Here is a 19,227-nt window from a genome sequence, read left to right on the forward strand (position 1 = left end):
TTTTGTTTTGAAAGTCTGTTATAGTTAAATAGACAAAATGTATTTAATAAAGAGTGTCCCCCAACCCAAGATTAATGTGATGATATTTATGTGTTAAAAAATTAAGCTAGGAAGTTAAGAATATGGAAATCAAAAATCACTTTGGCGTCTATGGAGTTTGTCTTCAAGAGGGGAAACTGCTCTGCATTGAAAAAACAAGAGGACCTTATCAGCATCGTTTTGATTTACCTGGTGGTAGTCAAGAACCAGGTGAGGGCCTGACAGAAACTCTCAAGAGAGAAGTTCTGGAAGAGACGGGCTATATGCTTAGCGATTATTCAAACCCTAGAATCTATGATGTGCTGGTTCAAGAAGATGGGCAAGACTTTGTCGTACACCATATCATGGCCTTTTATGATATAGTACTTGACTTGGAACACTCTCAAAAATCCCTTCCTCATGAAGTTCTTGATGGAAGCAATGATTCAGCAAATGCCATTTGGCTTCCGATCGAGCAGATTACCGAAGAAACTGCCTCACCCATAGTATTGAAGGTGAAGGCAGAGTTACTAGGATTTCCAGAATTAGAACTGACAAGCTATAGAAATTGGAAGGTAAAAGAAAAGAAGGAGCAATCATGACACCGCAAGAAATGTGGAATGCCTACAAGCAAATCACCCCCTCTATTGGAGATGAGATAGACGCCTGGGCTTTTGGTGTGGAACCAGACCTTTTAGCGGATTTGGTGTTTACAGGTGAAAAAACAGCAACTGCCTCAGCCTGCGACCTCTATGCAGTAGGGGACGAACCCCTTCCACAAGAAGGAACCTTTGATGTGATTTTAGACAGCCAACATCAAGCTATCTGCATTGTCGAAATCACCAAGGTTTCTGTTCAGCCTTTCAATCAAGTGTCAGACGACCATGCCTTTAAGGAAGGGGAAGGAGATAAGTCCCTTGCCTATTGGTGGCAGGTTCACGAGGAATTCTTCACGAAGTGGCTGGAGAAAGCGGGCCTGACTTTTACACCTGACAGCAAGGTTGTTTTAGAAGAATTTCGCAAGGTTTATCCATTATAGAACATGAGAGTGGGACAGTTGAGTAGGGCTGTAAAAGCTGATGCAATCAGCGTAGTAGAGCCCACTCAACCACTGCGTCTTGCTCGGCAATCCAAGGACAATTGAGAGGCTAGGACTTTTGTCCCGCCCTCTTTTTAAAGGGGATATTCGAGATGCGTTTTAATTCTAAAAGTGAAAGAAATTTGGCTTTTGAACAGGCTCTTTTGAGATATGATATCATAAAAAAAGGGCTACTTAAGATTTCGAAAGAAGAGCTGTCATCGGCACAAGAGACAACTTTAGAAGAGTTAGATGAAATGTCTGGAGTTGTTAAGCAACTAACGTGTGGGGAAGCAGTTGCAGATTTAATTGCCTATGCTTTCCTAGATGATATGGAGTTAAATTGGGATTTTTCCCAAGCTAGTGACTCCTAATAGTAGAAATTAAAAAGGCGCTTAAAGTTTTTTAACTTTGAGTGCCTTTTTTTGTTACTTTTTGGTATATTTTACGAATAGATATATTGTAGAAAATAGGAGGTATATAAAATGATGACTTATGATGAAGTAATGGAAGCGATAGAAAGAGGGTTTATCAAGGGAGATAAAATCAGCATTATTCGACGAAATGGCAAGATCCATGATTATGTTTTACCAGGAGAGAAAGTAGAACCTGGAGAAATAGTGGAAAAAGAGGACTTAGATGTTGTTCTTGAAGAGTTGAAGGAGTTCTAAAATGATGCAGCTTTTAAGTAAGATGATTCTTATGGTCTCGCAAAAGGGATACAAGAGTGATATAATAGCCTCAATTATTTAAAATGGAATGACTGGGTACTATAAGGTAGGTGACTCAATAGGAAGGATAATTTCTGTTTGAAAATATTCTCCTTGTTCACTTGTGATAATCATACTACCTCCATGTAAATCAACAATTTGGTTAGAAATTTTTAGTCCCATACCACTTCTGCGAACCCCAGAAATATCAAAATTAAATTCCTCAATTTTATTAATATTTTTAAGTATATCTGTAGAAGTTCCAATTCCATTATCACGTATAATAACTGAAAATTTATTACGGGAAATATAGTTAAGGACAATCTGAATATTACAACCAGAAGGGTTATGCAATACAGAATTATAAATGAGATTGTGAATAACTCTAGACATCAAAGATTTTTCAATGTACATTTTTTTACCCAGCAATTTATTATCAGGAATAAACTCAAAATTAAAATCATTCCAAATCTCTTGATTAATAATTTGTATGATTATTTCCTTAAAGAAGGGTATAATGTCTGTTATTTCTTGATTTAATTTTAAATTACTGTTTGTTAGTCTAGCGAATATGTTGAGATCGTTTAGCAAATTTTGAATATAGTGACTCTCAACCAGCGTAGGTTTCAAATTTTTTAATAGGTCATCATTGTCTGTTTTTTCAATAGCTAATGATGTATTAGCCACGATAACTGAGAGTGGGGTTTTGATGTCATGAGCTATTCCAGAAATCCAATTCTCTTTGAATTCTTCATTTTTACGTAGTTTTTTGTTAGCAGAGTTAACCGCTAAAGTTAATCTATTTAATTCTTGAACAGAGTTTACCTGTTTGTTTAAACCGACAGGTAATTTACCTATTGCGTTAATAATTGGCTGGATGTTGCGATTTAAGAAAGTAACACTATAAAGGTATAGGAATAGGCAAAATAGGCAGTTAACAAATATGATAACTAAAATTAAAATCGGAAAAATTTGAATTCTTTTTAGATCAAAGAAATTATTTCCGTATCTAATGATACTTTCTTTTGGAAATGCAATTATATAAATATCTTTTTGTTCTTTTTTTATTTGAGTGAATATTGGATAGTCATCTAAATAATAACGTGAAAACTTAATGACATCGGCATAATCAAATTGTGTTTTTATATTTTTAGGTTTTTTGATATTAAACTTTTCATTTCCACTTTTTTGATCAAGAATCATGACCCATAAGTTGTGCTTTTTAATCAGTTTTTTTGCAGTTTGATTAACTTTATATGTTCCATTTGATGGGGTGATGTTCGAAGATACACCTTGTATGATATCTATAGGAGATTGTTGGCTACGGATAAAGTTGGTTGTAGCTACTAATAGAACAAAATCGATTAATATTATGGTAAGAAAGGCGAGAATAAATTTTAATATACCTTTTTTGAAAATATTCATAGAAGACTCCGTAAATTCAGATAACTAACTTATAACCCAGCCCTTTGACTGTAATGAGATGATGTGGTTTTGATGGGGATAATTCTATCTTCTCTCTTATATTACGAATATGTACCATTAAGGATTTTTCATACCCGAAACTATCTATTCCCCAAATAGTATCGCAGATTGCTTCTGTTGACACAATATAGTTTTTATTGGTATATAGTTTTCTTAGAATCTGTATTTCAGTTGGAGTTAGTGATAAATGCTGTTCCTCTTTTTTTACACTAGCATTATTTAAATCAATGATACAAGAAGTTAAAGTTATTAATTCTGATTCTCCTTTATATGCTCTCCTCAGTAAAGCAATTATACGATAGATTAAAGTTTTAGGAAGAAATGGTTTTGTGACAAAGTCATCACCACCTGAATCTAATCCTTTAACTTCATCATCTGGATTATTTTTGGCTGTTAAAAATAAAATTGGTATATCAGAAGTTTCTCTGATGTACTGAGCAAGTAGATAACCTTCTCCATCAGGCAACATTACGTCTAGGATAATGAGGTCTATTTTAGAAATAGAAAAAATATCTATTCCTTCGCTAATACTGTAAGCATTACTAATATTCTTAAAGCCCCTGCTCACCAAAACTTCTTTAATAGATTTACTAAGTGAAACATCATCGTCTACTATTAATATCCGTTTGTTTAATAGCTGCGCTTCGAAATTCATATATGCACCTCTCATAAAATTTGTTTTAATTATACCATAGAGTTATCTATATAGCCGATGAGACAGGTAAAGTCTATATAGATACCCATAGTAATCTAATAAAAACCAATGAAAGTTACTTCAACTTTATTAATTCAAAAGTATAGAAAATATTCTGTTCTATCTTAATGTTATCTTTAAGATGATAAAGTAGAATTACATTGTAAAGAAAGGAGCAATCCTGGCTAAAAGGATTACAAGGTAATTAATGAGATGAATAATATTATTGAATTGAAAAATCTTAAAAAGGTCTATAAAGACACTACTACAGTGGATCTTAAGAAACTGACAGTCAGAGAAGGGGAAATCTATGGTTTCTTAGGTCCCAACGGCGCAGGGAAAACAACTACGATGAAAATGATCTTATCTTTAGTGGAGCCTACTTTAGGAGAGATTTTAGTCAATGGTCAAAATATCAAAGAGAATAAAGATTACTTAAATCAAATTGGATCGATGATTGAGGAACCATCTTATTATCCAAATTTAACGGGATATGAAAACTTATTAGTATTTCAAAAAATGGTAGGTTTTGATGAGGATAATATTTGGCCAACTTTGAAATTAGTTGGATTGGCAGAGGACAAAAATCGTAAGAAATTAGTGAAAGCCTATTCCCTAGGGATGAAGCAACGTTTAGCCTTAGCTTTTGCTTTAGTTAAAAAGCCCCAAATTTTATTATTAGATGAACCGACTAATGGTCTTGATCCAGCAGGGATTCATGAAATTCGTGAGTTGATTGTTAAATTAGCAAAAGAAGAAGGCTTAACAGTCTTTATCTCCAGTCACATTTTATCAGAGATAGAACAAATTGCTGATCGGGTTGGTATTATAAATCATGGTTGTTTAGTTTATGAAGGAGAGATTCGAGAGATCAAATCAAATACTTGGATTGAGATTGGTGGCGATTTTTCGCAAAATAATATTGTTCAACACTTAGTTGATTTCGGTTCAGTCAGAGTACGGGAAGCATCGGCGAGTGAGGTTAAATTAGACGATATGAGTAACGATCGTCTTGCGGATATTATCACCTATATAACAGACCTTGGCTTTAGAATTTTTCGTGTCACTAGAGAAAGTGAGACATTAGAAGATATTTTTCTGGAACTAACAAAGGAGGTATAAGATGAAAGGTGTGTACATTGAATGGTTAAAAAGTAGACGAACAAAATCTTTTTCAATTGTTACTCTTTTGATGATTGTAGCGACATTGTGGAGTATTGCAATGTTTATGTCTGTTTTTTCGCATCCAGAGTTAAAAAATGTCGGAACTTTATTTAGTAATCAGAATGTGAACCTTCTCATGCTTCCTATTGCTGTTTCTGTATTTGTGAGTCGAATTGTGAGTAATGAACGTGAAGGACAGACCTTTAAATTACAAGCTACAAATGGCTTAGGTTTGATGACTATTTTTAGACATAAATTTTTATTTACAATGGTCTTCTTCTTTGTCATGTCTTTTGCAGAAATTGTAGCTATCTGTTGCTTTGGAAAACAATCTGGTATCTCAATTCCTATGGACATTGTAGGAGTTCAATTTTTAGGACAATTACTATCTATTTTCGCTCTAGTTTCTATCTATTTAACGTTAGCAATGGTTCTAGAAAAACAAGGCGTATTACTGGCTTTAGGATTGTTAGGAGGTTTTTTAGGAATCGTCTTAAATCCAAGAAGTTATGGTTTTGCTAGTTTGCTTAATCCGTTGACCGGAGCAGGCAGTTTAGCACCTTATAAGTATCACTTTCTTGGGGATGGGGCATATACCTACCTCTTGGATCAACAGTTACCTTGGAAACTAGTATTCTTTATGATTTATTGTTTGATGTTATACGGTTTAGCTAATGTTATTCTGAGAAAGAGAGGAAGTTGAAATGAGACCTTATGTTTTTGCTGAGTGGAAAAAGACTCGCAAATTACAATTGTTCATGATTGGAATGGCATTTTTGATTTTTTCTAGCTTTATCGGTTTAGGAGTTTATTTTGCTAATAGGGCTGTCTTAATTGATAAGACACAATCCCTTGTTTTATGGGGACAATTAACATTTTATAACAGTACACTTCTCTATCCTCCTATGTTAGCCATTATTGTGGGACAGTTACTGATGCCAGAATTTGAGAGAAAAAACATTGAGATGTTAAAAGCTAATCAAGTTTCAATGGATAAATTGTACTTTGGAAAACTATTAAGTGGCTTCTTTCTGATTCTTTCCGTCCAACTTTTTTTACTACTTATTTTTGTTGTAGCTGCCAAAGTTGACGGGATTTCGTTTGACCTCAGTTTAGCAGTTCATATTAAATGGCTTCTGTTATCAGTGGTGGCCTCTTTTCCGATAATGACGCTTCAATCCTTCGTAACCGCAAAGACTCGTAATTTTAGTAAAGCTGTTGGAGTTGCTACAATTGGTAGCATGTTAAACTTTGTGCTGATTTTTATTAACGAGAATCTTACAAAGTTTTTCCCTTATTCTCAACCAATGATTGCCCTACGCAGTCGTTCTTTAACAGATATGTCCTTAATAGATTTGACGATTTTTCTAGTTGTTAATAGTCTATATAGTTTACTTTTCTATAAATTAACAGTGGCAGCTTTGAAGAAAAACGAATAATGTTTTAAAAATATATCCATTGTTTATGTCAGAATAAGGAAATTTCAGTCAAAAATTTGGATACTGTCAATAATTATGTGTAAACACTCAAGTAGAGTTTGAACTGCACCCCAAAAGTATCTGCTGCCTTGGGATTAATTATGGAAAAGTATCACTTAAAAAATCAGCTTGATGAAGCTATCAAAATCTTGTATGACAATAGTTGGCTAAGTCATGATGGAAATGGTAATCAATTTAGAATGCTGAACATTACAAATTTTGTTCAATAATCAATTAATGAAGGTGTTAATATGAATCAAGTGCTTATCATAGAGGATGATTTTGATATTGACTCGCATCATCCTAGGGATAAATAACAATAGTTGCATAATCACATATCAATAATAAAGAGTTGTTCTGAATTTGCTTTATTGTATGCTAAATTTCTGAATAAACTCTAAATGCGTTCGTTTAAACATATATGGAGTACAAACCTATGAAAAAATTATTTTGGATGACACGAAGTCAACGTTTCTCAATCAGAAAATATTCTATCGGAGTAGCTTCTACTGTTCAAGAAACAACTGTTACTCAAGAAGTAGCGCAGGCTACCAAAGGAACGGAAGACAGTTTAAACAATTCTGCTGTATCTGAGGACTCACATGGAAACGTTGAAACAACCAACATTGATTCATCTACAAACACTTCAAATAATGTTACACATGCTAGTATAAAAGCAGAACCTAAAATGTCCTCACCAGAACTGGCTTATTACGATACCGGAGACGGTGTTAATTACGACAAAGTGCTTTTGTCTGATGGTCATTACTGGATTAGTTATACTGCTGCTTCAGGTAACAGACGTTACATTAGCGTAGCATAGGAGAATATGATGAAAAAAACAATTAAAATCGTGACAGGCTTGATAGTAGCTGTATTGGTTATCTTACTTGCTTTTGTACTATTAAAAGGTTGTGGTAGTAGTAAAGTAGATAAAAGTGGCTTTTATAGCAAGGATATAAAGACGAGCAAAACGTCATCCTCTAGCAGTAAGAGGTCGACAAAGAGCTCTTCCAAGAAATCAAGTAGCACGTCAAGTTCTACACAAGCAGACTCTAGCACCGAGGCTACAAGTAATGAAGCTAGTGCTGCTTCTAGTGCAACAACTACTACACCAACACAAGCGCAAGCTCAAACACCAACGCAACCAAGTCAAGGGAACAGTGCTAATCAAGCTGGAACCACAACTTCTGAATCTGATCCGAAAACAGGTTATGGTGGTTGGGAAGCCACTTCTGGTACTTTGGAGTTGTTAAAAGATACCCCTGTCTATGCTTCACCTGATAAAAGCAGCGGTGTTGCTTATGTACAACCTCAAACAAACATTGAGTGGGACAAATACATGTACGAAAACGGCGAGTGGTGGTACAGCTTTGTTCAAAAAAATCGTGACCAAGAAGTTCGATTTTACATTGCTTATTCAGATATAGGCTATTGATAGAAAAAGAAAAGATAAAATGGCTCCTTGTCAAATAATCTAAAAAATGTCATAATTGGTTTTATATTAGGAGGTATAAATGGCAGAAAATATAAAAAACTGGGTTAATGTGTGTGTAGTAAAAAACAATAAAATTCTTTTACTTAATAGACAACATGATGATTTTCCTGGATGGATTCCTCCAGGTGGGAAAGTAGAGTTTCCTGAAAGTTTTTTTGAAGCTGCTATTCGAGAATTAAAAGAGGAGACTGGTCTAACTGCTTTAAATTTAAAATTAAAAGGTATTTCTGGATTTACCAATACTATTGGTAACGAAAGGTTCGTATACTACGATTTTTTGTGTACAAATTTTTCTGGAGATATTCGTGCTTCTAGAGAAGGAGAACCTAAATGGTGGAATTTAGAAGATATTGAAGAAATACCTATGCAAGAAGAAATTAAAAATAGGTTGCCCCTTTACTTACGTGAAGGAAGTTTTGAAAGTATTAATTACTGGGATGAGTCAAAAAAATGTATTAGCCATAATAAAACAATTTTGTTTGATTAAACTTTTTTGATTTGTATCAATAAATATTCTACATCTAGCTGCTCAGCTAGGAGTTATTAGCACAAATTGAATAAACTATTCGCTACTATATCTCCTATCTTAAATTCATTTATTACTTAAAATTTTGGCTCTATAATTTCTGTAGTGGGTAAAACCACTGTAGGAATTATGGAGTCTATGTTTTTGTAGAAAAAAAGGCTCCTTGTCAACTGTAGTGGGTGATGAAAAGCTAACATCTAGAGAGGACCATATAGGTCTTCTCTTTTTGCATGTTCAGAATGATGAAAATTCGTTGACTTATGGCAACGCTTTATATCAACTTTTTTTAAAAATATTTTTTTTTTTGCAAATAAAAAACTAGGGCGAGGGCCCTAGTTGTAAAGGAGGTTTGTTCACATCTGGGTTTACAGGAGATTATGATGTGAACGGGATTGATTAGGAGTCTCTATTTCTATTAGGAGGATTAGAGACAGAAAGGATTAGTTTTTGAGTGTAGTTTCATCGAACTACAAGAAGATTATATCAATTTATGAGATAGGATACAATGGACTTAGGGGGTGTCACACCCCCTATAATTAGACTAATAATTAATATAAACAATAGTTTAGGAGTGACAGAAGCAGAGATGAATGAAATGAAACAGGACAATGTCATACTATGATATATGAGATACTAGGTCTATATGGCAAATTAGCCAGGGAATGACTTTTATTATCTATGGTATAATAGGATAAACTTGGAGTTGTAGAGGTGAGTATTTGGAAGAAAATAGACCTGATTTTAGAGATATAAAATCGTTTGAAGAATTTAACAGATACTACTGGTATCGAGAAGAGCTTTCACAAATTTGTAAGTACCTTGGATTAGAATACAGATGTACAAAAAAAGAATTAAATCATATTATAGAACAATATTTTAAGGGAAATAGAGTAGAAAAATTTTTGAGGAAAAGAAACAAAAATCAAACCGAAATAATAACCCTAAATACATCATTACTTGAATGTGGGTTTTCCTTTAATCAGAAATTTCGTGATTATTTTTCAGCTGTAACAGGTGTTAATCCGTTTAAATTTAATGCTGATATGGCAACAGCTTGGCGAAAAGTAAAACGGGACAACAACATAAATTTTACAATCCAAGATATGATTAAAATATACTATGGAGAGTCAGACTACGCCAAGTATGATAATTCAGCTTGCCAATGGAATCAATTTCTAAAAGACTTTTGTGCGGATGAATTTAGCAATCATTACTCCAACAAGTTAAAAGTTGCGGCTATCCTTTGGAAAGAAGTTAGAGATTCAAAAAATAAAAAAATTTATTCACGGGGACTTCTAAAAGAATATAGCTACAAAATAGAGGAGTACTGTAAGTAAACAACTTCAAGTTTGTCGAACGGAATATAAAGTATTAAAGACGATAGAAATAAAAAATCTATCAAAAGATTATTTGAAATGTACGAAGAAAAGAAACAAAAGAATGAATGACTATGGTATCTTTTTGGTAGCTAAACAGACAAAATATCTTGTTTTTTACCCACTACAAATATTATAGAGCCGTTAAATCAAGCTTTTTTCGTTTCTACTGAAACGTAATGACCCACTATTTAACCTCTATCATTTTTTATTTTGGTGAAGCCTAACTTAGTTTCTACTGAATAATCTTTTTCGGTCATAATAAAACACTCCTGTTCATAGTTTTACTAGATCTCAACAGGAGTGTTATTTTTGCGTCTCAATTTATGTGTTCAGTGTCTATCTACTTTTCTAGTAACCAATCTATGATATTTTTCTTCTCAATACCATTGTAATTTGCTGTTGGCTGAATCGTATCCATTGTTAATAGATATTTTGGGAATTGATCTTTAATGGCTTCTAGTGGTCTAAGTTCTCTGTCTAGTGTTTCTGGAGCAAGTGTTGTTTCACTGACCTGATAATAAACGTAGTGACCAACATCAGTTACAGCAACAAAATCAACCTCATACTTATCTAAATTACCAACATATACTTGTGAATATCTACGTCTCAATTCTAAATATACAATATTTTCCAAGATATGACCAATGTCTTCTTTGTGGTCTGGTAATAAGAGATGCCGTAAACCTAAATCAACGGGATAATATTTTTCTAAGCGTTGCAATAATGCTCTACCTTTTACATCAAAACGTGGAACGGAATAAAAAAGTAAACTATCTGTCAAAGTTGTCAAATAATTTTCCAAAGTATTATGGGATATGGAAACATTTTGACTGACTAGGGTATTGCGAATCTTATTTGTTGATATTAAGCTACCTGTACTACTGAGAAGGGTTCTGACAATGCGCTCAATAATAGTAGGATTTGGATTTCCCAATCTAGTTACAATATCGTTTAACAGTATTGAGTTATATATTCCTCTGAGATAGTCAATTTTTTCAGCGTAAGATGATGTTTGCAATAAGTAAGGGAAAGCACTAAATAGATAATTGTTAAAAATTTTTGTTGTATTCAGATTCTCTGAGAGAGATTGACCTGATAGGTATTCTTCAAATGACAAAGGAAGAACCTCTATCTCAACATAACGCCCAGTCAAGTTTGTTGCTAATTGGCTACTCATAAAGTAGGCGTTAGATCCAGTCAAATAGAGGTCTACATTTGGTAAGATGAATAGACTATCTGCTACCAGTTCAAATTTTTCAACATGTTGAATTTCATCTAAAAAGATATAGTATGTTTTCTCTTCAACTAACCGCTCTTTTATATAAGTAAATAATGTTTGAAAATGTCGCAGTTCATAGTAACTCAAATCTTCGAAATTGATGGATATAATCTGCTCCTCGTCTACCCCAGTTGCTAGTAATTCCTCTTTATAGAGTTGAAAAAGTACAGATTTACCAGCTCGCCTAACTCCGCTCACAACTTTGATGATTTGTCGGTCACGATGTCTTCTTAAAAAGTCTAAATAATGTGGTCTTTTAATATAGTTCATAATAGTTACCTCAAAGACAGTATAATATAAATAGTAATTATTTTCAAATATTTAGAAATAATGTTTGATTTGTTTGATTTTTTCTAAGTGTTTAGAAATAATATCTGGGACAATTTGAATATCTTCAGGATAGAAAAAGAAATTGCACTGGCACGAAGAAACTGTATATTTGTTGTTAAACTGTACATCATCTTTGTGATACGGTAGTTTGTATTTCTCAGTTATTGCATACTTACGAATAAATAGCCAAATTTTTTTAGAATTATTGACAAAAAAATATTATTGTCTTACAATAATATCGAAGAAAGAATTATTGCAAGACAATAATTGAGGTATTTAACATGAAAAAAATATTAAAAATAACAAGTAATCTCTTGTCTCTAATGAGGTATCCTGTTTGGGGAATAAATTTCCTGTTATTTTTAGGAATAGTAGGAGTTTTATTTGGGGGACAGAGAAGTCATTGGATGTTTACATTTGACTATGGTGATTCCATTATTAATGTTCCAATATTTTTTCCATTAGTTATTCTTATATTGTTAATTATAATTTTTATTTTTATTATCCAGTTATTAAAAATTTGGAGTAAGTTGTTATTTGGTTTCAGTAAGGGTCAATTTTTTAGTGTTGAGAATCTTAAAAAATTAAAAAGATCGATGATATTTCTAGTTTTGGTGACTGCTATTCAATTATTGATTAATCTAATATTCAACTATTTAAGTGTAGAAAATGTTAGTGAAGTATTTGATTTTTCGTTGAAAAATTACGTGGTACATACTGTATTCATATTATTTAACGCTATATTGATTATCGTATTGGAAAAAGGAAAAAATATTCAAAAAGAAAATGAGGACTTTATTTAATGTAATGGATAAGATACAAATAAATTTAGAAAAGTTAATTAAAGAAAAGAATCTTACATCTAAAGAAGTTGCAAAAAGAATAAATATCACAGAGGCAAATCTATCAATTTTGAAAACGGGAAAAGCAAAAGGTATACGTTTCACTACCCTCTTACGAATATGTAGAGCACTTGATTGTCAACCTGGTGATATTTTAGAGTATGTTAGGAGTGAAAACCATGAAGATTAAAAAAGTAATATTATGTATGATCTTTACTCTTGCAAGCATTATGCTAGTTTCATGTAGTACAAATGAAACAGTAAAAGATGTTACACAAGAAATAGAACAACAAATGTCCAAAGATGATACAGACAATTTAGGTATAACTTATATTACGGAACAAAAAGAAGGAGAGACTCTAAAAGCATCATTTACTGATTTTGATGGGGTTATTTATGTAATTAGTACTAAAGAGAATATTGAGTCAATAAAGAATTCAGATTTTAGTTTGGATAATAAAAATTTCGAAGATGTTAAAACTGATTCCTACGATGATTTCAATATTCGTTATAAAAATAAAACTTATTTTTCGGTTAAAAAACTTGATATAGAGTCAAATAATATTACTTCATTAAAATTTAATTCAGATTATTCAGAGAGTATTTTATTAGTTTATAGAACAAAAAACTAGTTTGTAGTCATAACTAGGGGGTTAGTGGCACTATGGCGAATATTTCGCTTATAGTGCTTTTGTGTACGACGTCATGTCGTACATCTGTGATGAAAGTCCCACGGTTATCCTGTTACCGACGAACCAAATAACCCAATAGAGACTCCTAAGTTTGACGATTGTGATCTTGAGGAGAGAGGAAGTGATAGCAAAACTGTGGCTCTACAAACAAAATCAGATATAGGTAGATGAGAAACTCTAAAGTGTTCTTGCCAAAGTTTAGTTGAGCAGTCGTATGCCGAACGACAAAAGCCTCATTTTAAAGGGCTTTTTTTCATATTTTCCCACTATTTTATTACTGTGCTAATTATTTTGTTATTAGTAGCATTTAAGGTTTTGTCGATTCTTTATGCTAGATTCTTAATAACTGAAGCTTTTAAATTCATTAATATAGCTGTATGGCATCCTATTTACTATGGAAAACAACTATCAGTTTTTAACAAGTTTTTATGGTTTTTGATGACTCCAATACTTTCTGTCATATTTGCTTTTTTTCTTGGTATTGTTATTCCGATATTTGTTTGGGTAAAATTCATACAACAAGTGATGGGTAGAATAGCCTATCACTTTTTTTCAGTATGCGCGTGAGTAGGACATCATGTAACTTTTAAACACAAAAAAACTAGGGCGATGGCCCTAGTTGTAAAGGAGGTTTGTTCACATCTGGGTTTATAGGAGATTATGATGTGAACGGGATTGATTAGGAGTCTCTATTTCTATTAGGAGGATTAGAGACAGAAAGGATTAATTTTCGAGTGTAGTTTCATTGAACTACAAGAAGATTATATCAATTTATGAGATAGGATACAATGGACTTAGGGGGTGTCACACCCCCTATAATTAGAGAACGACTGACTTATGGTATAGTAGTATGTTTTATTGTGTGCTATCCTATAACTAGACTAATAATTAATATGAACTATAGGTTTGGAGTGACAGAAGCAGTGATGATTGAAATGAAACAGAACAATGTCATACTATGGAATTCTGTCAATATTTTGGACACATTTTGGGAGAATTCCACATCTCTATTATGTTACTGATAGTGGTAAACAAATTGGTGTAGGTGGAACAACTACATCTAATCCTTCTAAACCATCAATTCCTAATAGTGGTGTTTATACTTTTAAAGGCCATTCAAGTATCAAAGCAGAACCAAAGATTTCTGCACCTGAGTTGGCATATCCAGATGTAGGACATTGATAAAGAATTAAAAAGGAAACATGATAACTCGTATAAAGTTATCATGTTTTTGTTCATTTAATGAAGTATTGATTGCACTTATGTTGTAAAATAAATCTCTTAAAATGCCACACTGCCTTTATTATGCATATTCACATTTTTTGTTTTGATTTTATCCTTCTTAGTGATAAAATGATTTATGACTATTATATTAAAGAGGATAATTATGAGTACATTATTAGCATCTAGAATAAAAAATAGAAGAAAAGAATTAAAGATGTCACAAAAAGAGTTGGCGGAAGGAATTTGTAAACAAGGACAAATTAGTCGGCTAGAAAATGGAGAATATATTCCTGGGTCAGTGCTTCTTTATGAATTATCTCGAAAATTAAAGGTTAGTATGGATTATTTCTTTGATGAGCAAATTTCAAGTGAAAGTAACGAACTCAACAATTTCAAAAAGTTATCAAAGACTTTTATTATGGATAGAGATTACGAGTCTTTAAATTACATCTATGAATTGGAAAAGGAAACCTCCCATCGTTTATCATTGTCAGATAAGATATACATGGAATGGATTGAATCACTTATAGACTTTTACTTTTATCACAAAAAAGGAGATGGGATTTTTAAGTTGGAAAAAGCTATTAAGCAACTTAAAGAGACTGATATACACTATCTTCAAATTTTAAATAGTTTATTTAATTTCTATTATGAGACAGATAACTTGGATCGTTTTAAGGAAATTGAAAATGATTTGTCTGCAAGAGTTGAGCAACTGAGTTTAACAACAATAGAAGAGTTAGAATTAGCCATTAAGTTCAATTATAATTTAGGACGCTATTTATGGCTCCAGAGTAAAACTGAAGAGGCTATTAAAAAACTAACTCTAACTATAAAATTATGTAAAGAGTTCAATTCGACTTATTTACTTGCAGATTTGTATCTATTATTAGGCAACATTTGTGAAGATTTTTCCGATCAAAGTGAAGCTAGAAAATATTTTGATAATGCTCTCTATATCTACAGGCACCTAGATGACAATAAGGAAATGGCTTTAAGAGTTGAGCATTACATATCGAAGATGTTCAAATAACTACATTTTATTTTCTCTATATTATAAAAAGCTTGAGATATACCTTTAAAGTATGTTTCAAGCTTTTTATTTCTTATTTAGCACACTGTACATCAAAGGTTTGAAATAAAGAACATATTCTTTTTAGATAAAAAACACCTGAAATATATACAAATAAATATATTATTACATAAAATAAAAAAACGTAATATATTATATTGACATATTATAATCGGAATGATATTCTATGTTCAACAAATTTGAATAAGGAAATTGCTTTATACTTAGCGTCATTTTTGAATAATAAACTTCTAAAAAATTATATGTTATTATTTATTGAAATATTTGATTTTTCTGACATGTTAAAAGGAGAGATTAATGAAATCTGTTTATCAAGTTGTTAAAAAAGATATCCAAGTATATTCAATACTTACTATCTTATTGTCTATTGCAATGGTAAGTGAAGCCTATTTGATGCAACTAATCATTGATTCTATCAAACTTGGAGTGGGGCGCTATGTTGTTACATCTATTTTTGTAGTTGTGTTCTTGTTGATTCAAACACTTATCTACTATTTTCAACAATCACTGACAGCAATCATTAGTAAGAAATCTGCATATGCTTATAGGAATGTTATTTTCCAAGGTATTCAGAAAACACCTTTAGAGTTACTCACAGGAAATAAAAATGACAAACTTCTAGCCTCATTAACTACTCAAATAGATCAAATTGAATTTAATTATTTTTATTCCATATACTGGGGTGGCTACTTAATCTGCCAATTAGTTATTGCTATAATTGTTTCTCTCTATCTTAATCCTTTATTAGCAGCTTTAACTCTGATTTTAAGTTTACCAAATCTTTTTGTAGCTATACTCTTTAAAACTCCTTTAGAAAAGAAACAAGAAGAGTTAATTGACACTACTAATACTTCAGTATCAGCTATTCAAGATCTTATCGAAGGTATACCTGATTGGAAAATTGCCAACAAGAGTTTTGACATTAATAGAGTCTTTGATATTCAAACTTTAAAGTTACTTAAACGCCAAACAAATGTTGAAAAATCTCAATATGTTGTTGTCAGTTTAAATCAGCTGTTTTCAAATGTTCTTTATTTCGGTAGTTGGATTATTGGGGGACTATTAATCATAAATAGTCAACTGACATTAGGGAGTTTAATAGCATTCTCACAATTATTAGTCAGGATCTCTTACCCAATATATGCTTCTTCTGATTTGTTAGCTAAATTTATTAGTGGTAAGAAAACTATAGAGACTCTTTCTACTGAATTTCAAATTATAGAGGAAAATCTTAATACTCTGGAACATATTGAAGTTATATCATTTGATAATTTTCGTTTTAAAAATAATTCGGAAGCTATCCCTTTTAATGGGCAGTTTTATAAGCATAAGAAGTACCTATTAAAAGGGAAGAGTGGAACTGGTAAAACCACACTATTAAAAGCAATCCTACGAGAGTATAACGATTACACAGGAACAGTTAAAATTAATGGTATTGATGTTAAAATTATCAAAGAGAGTAGTATCTTTGATAATGTAGCTTATGTACCCCAACACCCTCATATGTTCAATGCAAAACTTCGTGATAATCTTACTCTATTTTCTGAGGATGTTTCAGAAGAGGAACTATTTGAGACATTGAAATTTGTAGAATTATCTAAGTGGGCTAATAGAGAGTCTTTAGAGTTAATGCTTTCAAATGATACTATAAAACTTTCAGGAGGAGAAGCCAAGAGAATTGCTTTGGCAAGAGCCTTATTGATGAAGACGGATATCTTATTTTTAGACGAATTTTCTTCTGGTATTGACCTTGAAACGTTATCAAAAATAGAGAATCGACTTTTACAAACGAGTAAATTAATTATTTACATCACACATGTAGACACCGATAGAATTATCCAACAATTTGATGAAATAATAGATTTGAATGAGTTTGTAGACTTATAAAACAATGACACTCTTAAAAACTCGACTTGACATGTTCTATGACACCCCAAAAGTTAGACAGAAAAATCTAACTTTTGGGGTGTTTTATAATGAAATTAACTTATGAAGATAAAGTTCAAATATATGAATTGAGAAAGCAAGGAGAGAGCTTTAGACAGCTTTCAAATCAATTTGTTGACGGAAAATGAAATTAACGGTAGTATATTTATATCGAATTGGGGCGTGCTTGTCACGTCTGGGAGGGTCTGATGCGTCAGTCCTCCCGTTTTTATATTTATGATTATTGTTTTGAAGCTATCAGATGTTCTACTGATAGCTTCTTTTCTTTTTGTTCTCAATTTCTGTGATAATAAAATCAAGCCTTCTTTTTTATGAAGGGATAAGAGTGACAACTTGTTACTACACATCAAAAGAAAAGAAGGTTTTCTATGACAAAACAAATCCATCATCACTTTTTAGTGAATCAGGAAAAAGGTGAAAAGCACGTTTTCCGTAAAAGTAAAAAGTATCGTACCTTGTGTTCAGTTGCCCTGGGAACGGTGGTGACAGTTGCTGTCGCTTGGTGCAAGGATTTCAAGCATCTGAAGAATACCAAGCTTACAAGAAACTAAAGGAACATTATGTGGAAGTGATGGGGGATTACAGTTTTTCTATACGAGAACTCACTAGCCAATTGGAAGTCGCTCTTCAGAATCATCGAGATGTTGAGTTTGAAGAACATGAGAAAGAGGAGTATTTGAACTTAGTTCAAAAATTAGAAGAGTTTGATTCCTCTCTTGCCACCAAGTATCGTCAATTGATCGACTAGAAAGGAGAAAGTCATGAATGATTTACTCCTTATTCCGGTAATTTTTTTTAGCAGTAGGAGGAATTCTCATTCTTTTATGGAGAATCTTACTCATTGCCAGTGGACTTTTCCTGATTGGTTTTGTCAGTTTTCTTATTTTCGTGGAGGGTTATGGAATTTATCTGTTCTTTACTGAATCAAACCTATACATAGAAGATCTATCCCAGAATGGTCTGAACAGTTTTACAGGATTTTATGCGATATTTAATCTATCTTTGCTTGTATGTGGTGTTTTGAAAATCATTAGTTGGACAAGAAGATTAAAAAGTAGCTGAGAAAGAGATTGTTCAGCTACTTTTTAATTGGGCACTATAAAAATTTTTCTCGAAAATAAGAAACTTGCACGATTTACTCATTACTTAGCCAATACTAGAGTTTATACTAGTTACTGTAAAGATGATCATCTAAAAGAAGGAAGGAGGCAACCTTATGGCTAAAAATACAAGTCGTCCAGAGATTGATTCTCTAAGTTTCGAGGTTGAAAACCAAGAACTTTCCGGGAAATCAGGAGCTGGTTGGTTTACAGCTGTTCAACTTACATTGGCGGGACGTTGGTTCACCTGTTCCTATGAGTGTACGACAAATAATGTTCATTGTTAGATAAAACAAAAGGAAAATTCTAGTGTTTTATTACAAAACATTGACAAGATTTTGAGTTGGTGTTATATTTACGGGGAGAAATACAAATAAAACAAGACAACTTTGAGATTGATTCTTTGGATTATGAAATTAATAGCCAAGAGTTGAATGGTAAACCTGATGCTGGGTGGGATACGGCTGTTAGATTAACAGCACAGGTGCGCTGTGGGTGGTGGTTTACATATTCTTATGAATGTATTTCGCCAAACGTGTGCTGTGGATAAAACTCTCTATTTTTTGATAGGAGGATAAAATGGAAGGAATTATTGGAACACTAGACTTCTATGCACCAGTACTGGTCTTAGGAGTTGTTGTCATAGGGATTGTTTACTTTATGAAAAAAAGAAACGATCGCAAATAATCA

At 32.4% G+C, this 19,227-nt stretch carries 22 protein-coding genes and 6 pseudogenes; 25 read left to right on the top strand and 3 right to left on the bottom strand.

From position 1 onward, the window contains the following. The first annotated feature begins 122 nt into the window (after positions 1-122). From A6J31_RS00495 to A6J31_RS00510, 4 genes are all read left to right on the top strand, one after another. On the top strand, positions 123-620 hold the full coding sequence (locus tag A6J31_RS00495) for an NUDIX hydrolase (protein ID WP_070839473.1): 498 nt from the start codon (positions 123-125) through the stop codon (positions 618-620). Continuing rightward, positions 617-1,057, top strand: coding sequence for an ASCH domain-containing protein (locus tag A6J31_RS00500; protein ID WP_080610211.1), 441 nt, complete (start codon positions 617-619; stop codon positions 1,055-1,057). Before A6J31_RS00495 ends, A6J31_RS00500 begins: the two co-directional genes overlap by 4 nt. A 152-nt stretch (positions 1,058-1,209) precedes the next feature. Continuing rightward, entirely contained in the window at positions 1,210-1,470 is a 261-nt protein-coding gene (locus A6J31_RS11460; RefSeq protein WP_173669678.1) for a hypothetical protein, read from the top strand. A gap of 111 nt (positions 1,471-1,581) precedes the next feature. Further along, positions 1,582-1,767: a Paratox gene (locus A6J31_RS00510; protein ID WP_037601381.1), complete on the top strand. Its 186-nt coding sequence runs from the start codon at positions 1,582-1,584 to the stop codon at positions 1,765-1,767. 99 nt (positions 1,768-1,866) lie between these two features. On the opposite strand, the gene A6J31_RS00515 is transcribed toward A6J31_RS00510, so the two are convergent. Further along, on the bottom strand, positions 1,867-3,231 hold the full coding sequence (locus tag A6J31_RS00515; RefSeq protein WP_080610212.1) for a sensor histidine kinase: 1,365 nt from the start codon (positions 3,229-3,231) through the stop codon (positions 1,867-1,869). A gap of 16 nt (positions 3,232-3,247) precedes the next feature. After that, positions 3,248-3,946 (bottom strand): response regulator transcription factor, encoded by a 699-nt coding sequence (locus tag A6J31_RS00520; protein ID WP_073688845.1) that lies wholly within the window; start codon positions 3,944-3,946, stop codon positions 3,248-3,250. A 252-nt stretch (positions 3,947-4,198) separates the two neighbouring features. Here A6J31_RS00520 and A6J31_RS00525 point away from each other — a divergent pair, with 252 nt between their 5' ends. The 8 genes and pseudogenes from A6J31_RS00525 to A6J31_RS00560 all read left to right on the top strand — a co-directional run bounded on the left by A6J31_RS00525 (position 4,199) and on the right by A6J31_RS00560 (position 9,988). Continuing rightward, a complete protein-coding gene (locus A6J31_RS00525) occupies positions 4,199-5,107 on the top strand; it encodes an ABC transporter ATP-binding protein (RefSeq protein WP_003095062.1) in 909 nt (302 codons plus the stop codon). Position 5,108: 1 nt separating this feature from the next. Continuing rightward, entirely contained in the window at positions 5,109-5,852 is a 744-nt protein-coding gene (locus A6J31_RS00530; RefSeq protein ID WP_003095064.1) for an ABC transporter permease, read from the top strand. A gap of 1 nt (position 5,853) precedes the next feature. Beyond that, a complete protein-coding gene (locus A6J31_RS00535; protein WP_003095151.1) occupies positions 5,854-6,588 on the top strand; it encodes an ABC transporter permease in 735 nt (244 codons plus the stop codon). A gap of 107 nt (positions 6,589-6,695) precedes the next feature. Further along, a pseudogene (locus tag A6J31_RS11615) lies at positions 6,696-6,857 on the top strand (peptidase S8); the annotation flags it as partial. Positions 6,858-7,291: 434 nt separating this feature from the next. Next, a pseudogene (locus tag A6J31_RS11625) lies at positions 7,292-7,450 on the top strand (SH3 domain-containing protein); the annotation flags it as partial. Positions 7,451-7,459: 9 nt separating this feature from the next. Continuing rightward, a complete protein-coding gene (locus A6J31_RS00550; RefSeq protein WP_045772494.1) occupies positions 7,460-8,065 on the top strand; it encodes a hypothetical protein in 606 nt (201 codons plus the stop codon). Positions 8,066-8,144: 79 nt separating this feature from the next. Then, complete coding sequence (locus A6J31_RS00555) at positions 8,145-8,612, top strand: 8-oxo-dGTP diphosphatase (protein ID WP_045772495.1); 468 nt, start codon at positions 8,145-8,147, stop codon at positions 8,610-8,612. A gap of 758 nt (positions 8,613-9,370) precedes the next feature. Then, entirely contained in the window at positions 9,371-9,988 is a 618-nt protein-coding gene (locus A6J31_RS00560) for an SAP domain-containing protein (RefSeq protein ID WP_005376691.1), read from the top strand. A 382-nt stretch (positions 9,989-10,370) separates the two neighbouring features. Here A6J31_RS00560 and A6J31_RS00565 read toward each other — a convergent pair whose 3' ends face one another. Further along, entirely contained in the window at positions 10,371-11,579 is a 1,209-nt protein-coding gene (locus A6J31_RS00565; RefSeq protein ID WP_049554117.1) for an ATP-binding protein, read from the bottom strand. Between the two features lie 341 nt (positions 11,580-11,920). Between A6J31_RS00565 and A6J31_RS00570 the strand changes: the two genes are divergently transcribed. The 13 genes and pseudogenes from A6J31_RS00570 to A6J31_RS00630 all read left to right on the top strand — a co-directional run bounded on the left by A6J31_RS00570 (position 11,921) and on the right by A6J31_RS00630 (position 19,224). Beyond that, positions 11,921-12,442: a DUF2975 domain-containing protein gene (locus tag A6J31_RS00570; RefSeq protein WP_225791526.1), complete on the top strand. Its 522-nt coding sequence runs from the start codon at positions 11,921-11,923 to the stop codon at positions 12,440-12,442. Between the two features lie 4 nt (positions 12,443-12,446). Continuing rightward, positions 12,447-12,671 carry a helix-turn-helix domain-containing protein gene (locus A6J31_RS00575; RefSeq protein WP_045772572.1) on the top strand — a complete coding sequence of 75 codons (225 nt, stop codon included), beginning with the start codon at positions 12,447-12,449 and terminating at the stop codon, positions 12,669-12,671. Next, a complete protein-coding gene (locus tag A6J31_RS00580; protein WP_049554115.1) occupies positions 12,661-13,113 on the top strand; it encodes a hypothetical protein in 453 nt (150 codons plus the stop codon). Before A6J31_RS00575 ends, A6J31_RS00580 begins: the two co-directional genes overlap by 11 nt. A 1,062-nt stretch (positions 13,114-14,175) precedes the next feature. Beyond that, positions 14,176-14,352, top strand: a pseudogene (locus tag A6J31_RS00590) (lysozyme); the annotation flags it as partial. 208 nt (positions 14,353-14,560) lie between these two features. After that, positions 14,561-15,430 carry a helix-turn-helix domain-containing protein gene (locus A6J31_RS00595; RefSeq protein ID WP_073689107.1) on the top strand — a complete coding sequence of 290 codons (870 nt, stop codon included), beginning with the start codon at positions 14,561-14,563 and terminating at the stop codon, positions 15,428-15,430. A gap of 357 nt (positions 15,431-15,787) precedes the next feature. Further along, the gene (locus A6J31_RS00600; protein WP_080610216.1) at positions 15,788-17,377 is read left to right on the top strand and encodes an ATP-binding cassette domain-containing protein; all 1,590 of its coding nucleotides are present in this window, start codon (positions 15,788-15,790) and stop codon (positions 17,375-17,377) included. 89 nt (positions 17,378-17,466) lie between these two features. Beyond that, positions 17,467-17,550, top strand: a pseudogene (locus A6J31_RS11630) (transposase); the annotation flags it as partial. Between the two features lie 255 nt (positions 17,551-17,805). Beyond that, positions 17,806-17,940, top strand: a pseudogene (locus tag A6J31_RS00605) (putative cross-wall-targeting lipoprotein signal domain-containing proteiin); the annotation flags it as partial. After that, positions 17,937-18,185, top strand: a complete 249-nt coding sequence (locus A6J31_RS00610; protein WP_073689033.1) for a DUF5962 family protein — start codon at positions 17,937-17,939, stop codon at positions 18,183-18,185. The pseudogene A6J31_RS00605 and the gene A6J31_RS00610, both read left to right, overlap by 4 nt. 13 nt (positions 18,186-18,198) lie before the next feature. After that, positions 18,199-18,499 (top strand): annotated as a pseudogene (locus A6J31_RS11635) (DUF5966 family protein). 154 nt (positions 18,500-18,653) lie between these two features. Beyond that, complete coding sequence (gene slmA, locus A6J31_RS00620; RefSeq protein ID WP_080610217.1) at positions 18,654-18,824, top strand: salivaricin M family lantibiotic; 171 nt, start codon at positions 18,654-18,656, stop codon at positions 18,822-18,824. 59 nt (positions 18,825-18,883) lie between these two features. Then, on the top strand, positions 18,884-19,087 hold the full coding sequence (slmA, locus tag A6J31_RS11640; protein ID WP_318655380.1) for a salivaricin M family lantibiotic: 204 nt from the start codon (positions 18,884-18,886) through the stop codon (positions 19,085-19,087). A gap of 29 nt (positions 19,088-19,116) precedes the next feature. After that, positions 19,117-19,224: a QVPTGV class sortase B protein-sorting domain-containing protein gene (locus A6J31_RS00630; protein WP_020901952.1), complete on the top strand. Its 108-nt coding sequence runs from the start codon at positions 19,117-19,119 to the stop codon at positions 19,222-19,224. Positions 19,225-19,227 lie beyond the last annotated feature (3 nt).

The organism is Streptococcus sp. FDAARGOS_192, from assembly GCF_002073815.2.
Taxonomy (GTDB): domain Bacteria; phylum Bacillota; class Bacilli; order Lactobacillales; family Streptococcaceae; genus Streptococcus; species Streptococcus salivarius_H.

What these genes read in the sequence shown, in the direction of transcription:
- A6J31_RS00495 (WP_070839473.1), top strand. Translation starts at nt 123, where the DNA reads ATGGAAATCAAAAATCACTTTGGCGTCTATGGAGTTTGTCTTCAAGAG.
- A6J31_RS00500 (WP_080610211.1), top strand. Translation starts at nt 617, where the DNA reads ATGACACCGCAAGAAATGTGGAATGCCTACAAGCAAATCACCCCCTCT.
- A6J31_RS11460 (WP_173669678.1), top strand. Translation starts at nt 1,210, where the DNA reads ATGCGTTTTAATTCTAAAAGTGAAAGAAATTTGGCTTTTGAACAGGCT.
- A6J31_RS00510 (WP_037601381.1), top strand. Translation starts at nt 1,582, where the DNA reads ATGATGACTTATGATGAAGTAATGGAAGCGATAGAAAGAGGGTTTATC.
- A6J31_RS00515 (WP_080610212.1), bottom strand. Translation starts at nt 3,231, where the DNA reads ATGAATATTTTCAAAAAAGGTATATTAAAATTTATTCTCGCCTTTCTT.
- A6J31_RS00520 (WP_073688845.1), bottom strand. Translation starts at nt 3,946, where the DNA reads ATGAATTTCGAAGCGCAGCTATTAAACAAACGGATATTAATAGTAGAC.
- A6J31_RS00525 (WP_003095062.1), top strand. Translation starts at nt 4,199, where the DNA reads ATGAATAATATTATTGAATTGAAAAATCTTAAAAAGGTCTATAAAGAC.
- A6J31_RS00530 (WP_003095064.1), top strand. Translation starts at nt 5,109, where the DNA reads ATGAAAGGTGTGTACATTGAATGGTTAAAAAGTAGACGAACAAAATCT.
- A6J31_RS00535 (WP_003095151.1), top strand. Translation starts at nt 5,854, where the DNA reads ATGAGACCTTATGTTTTTGCTGAGTGGAAAAAGACTCGCAAATTACAA.
- A6J31_RS00550 (WP_045772494.1), top strand. Translation starts at nt 7,460, where the DNA reads ATGAAAAAAACAATTAAAATCGTGACAGGCTTGATAGTAGCTGTATTG.
- A6J31_RS00555 (WP_045772495.1), top strand. Translation starts at nt 8,145, where the DNA reads ATGGCAGAAAATATAAAAAACTGGGTTAATGTGTGTGTAGTAAAAAAC.
- A6J31_RS00565 (WP_049554117.1), bottom strand. Translation starts at nt 11,579, where the DNA reads ATGAACTATATTAAAAGACCACATTATTTAGACTTTTTAAGAAGACAT.
- A6J31_RS00570 (WP_225791526.1), top strand. Translation starts at nt 11,921, where the DNA reads ATGAAAAAAATATTAAAAATAACAAGTAATCTCTTGTCTCTAATGAGG.
- A6J31_RS00575 (WP_045772572.1), top strand. Translation starts at nt 12,447, where the DNA reads ATGGATAAGATACAAATAAATTTAGAAAAGTTAATTAAAGAAAAGAAT.
- A6J31_RS00580 (WP_049554115.1), top strand. Translation starts at nt 12,661, where the DNA reads ATGAAGATTAAAAAAGTAATATTATGTATGATCTTTACTCTTGCAAGC.
- A6J31_RS00595 (WP_073689107.1), top strand. Translation starts at nt 14,561, where the DNA reads ATGAGTACATTATTAGCATCTAGAATAAAAAATAGAAGAAAAGAATTA.
- A6J31_RS00600 (WP_080610216.1), top strand. Translation starts at nt 15,788, where the DNA reads ATGAAATCTGTTTATCAAGTTGTTAAAAAAGATATCCAAGTATATTCA.
- slmA (WP_080610217.1), top strand. Translation starts at nt 18,654, where the DNA reads ATGGCTAAAAATACAAGTCGTCCAGAGATTGATTCTCTAAGTTTCGAG.
- A6J31_RS00630 (WP_020901952.1), top strand. Translation starts at nt 19,117, where the DNA reads ATGGAAGGAATTATTGGAACACTAGACTTCTATGCACCAGTACTGGTC.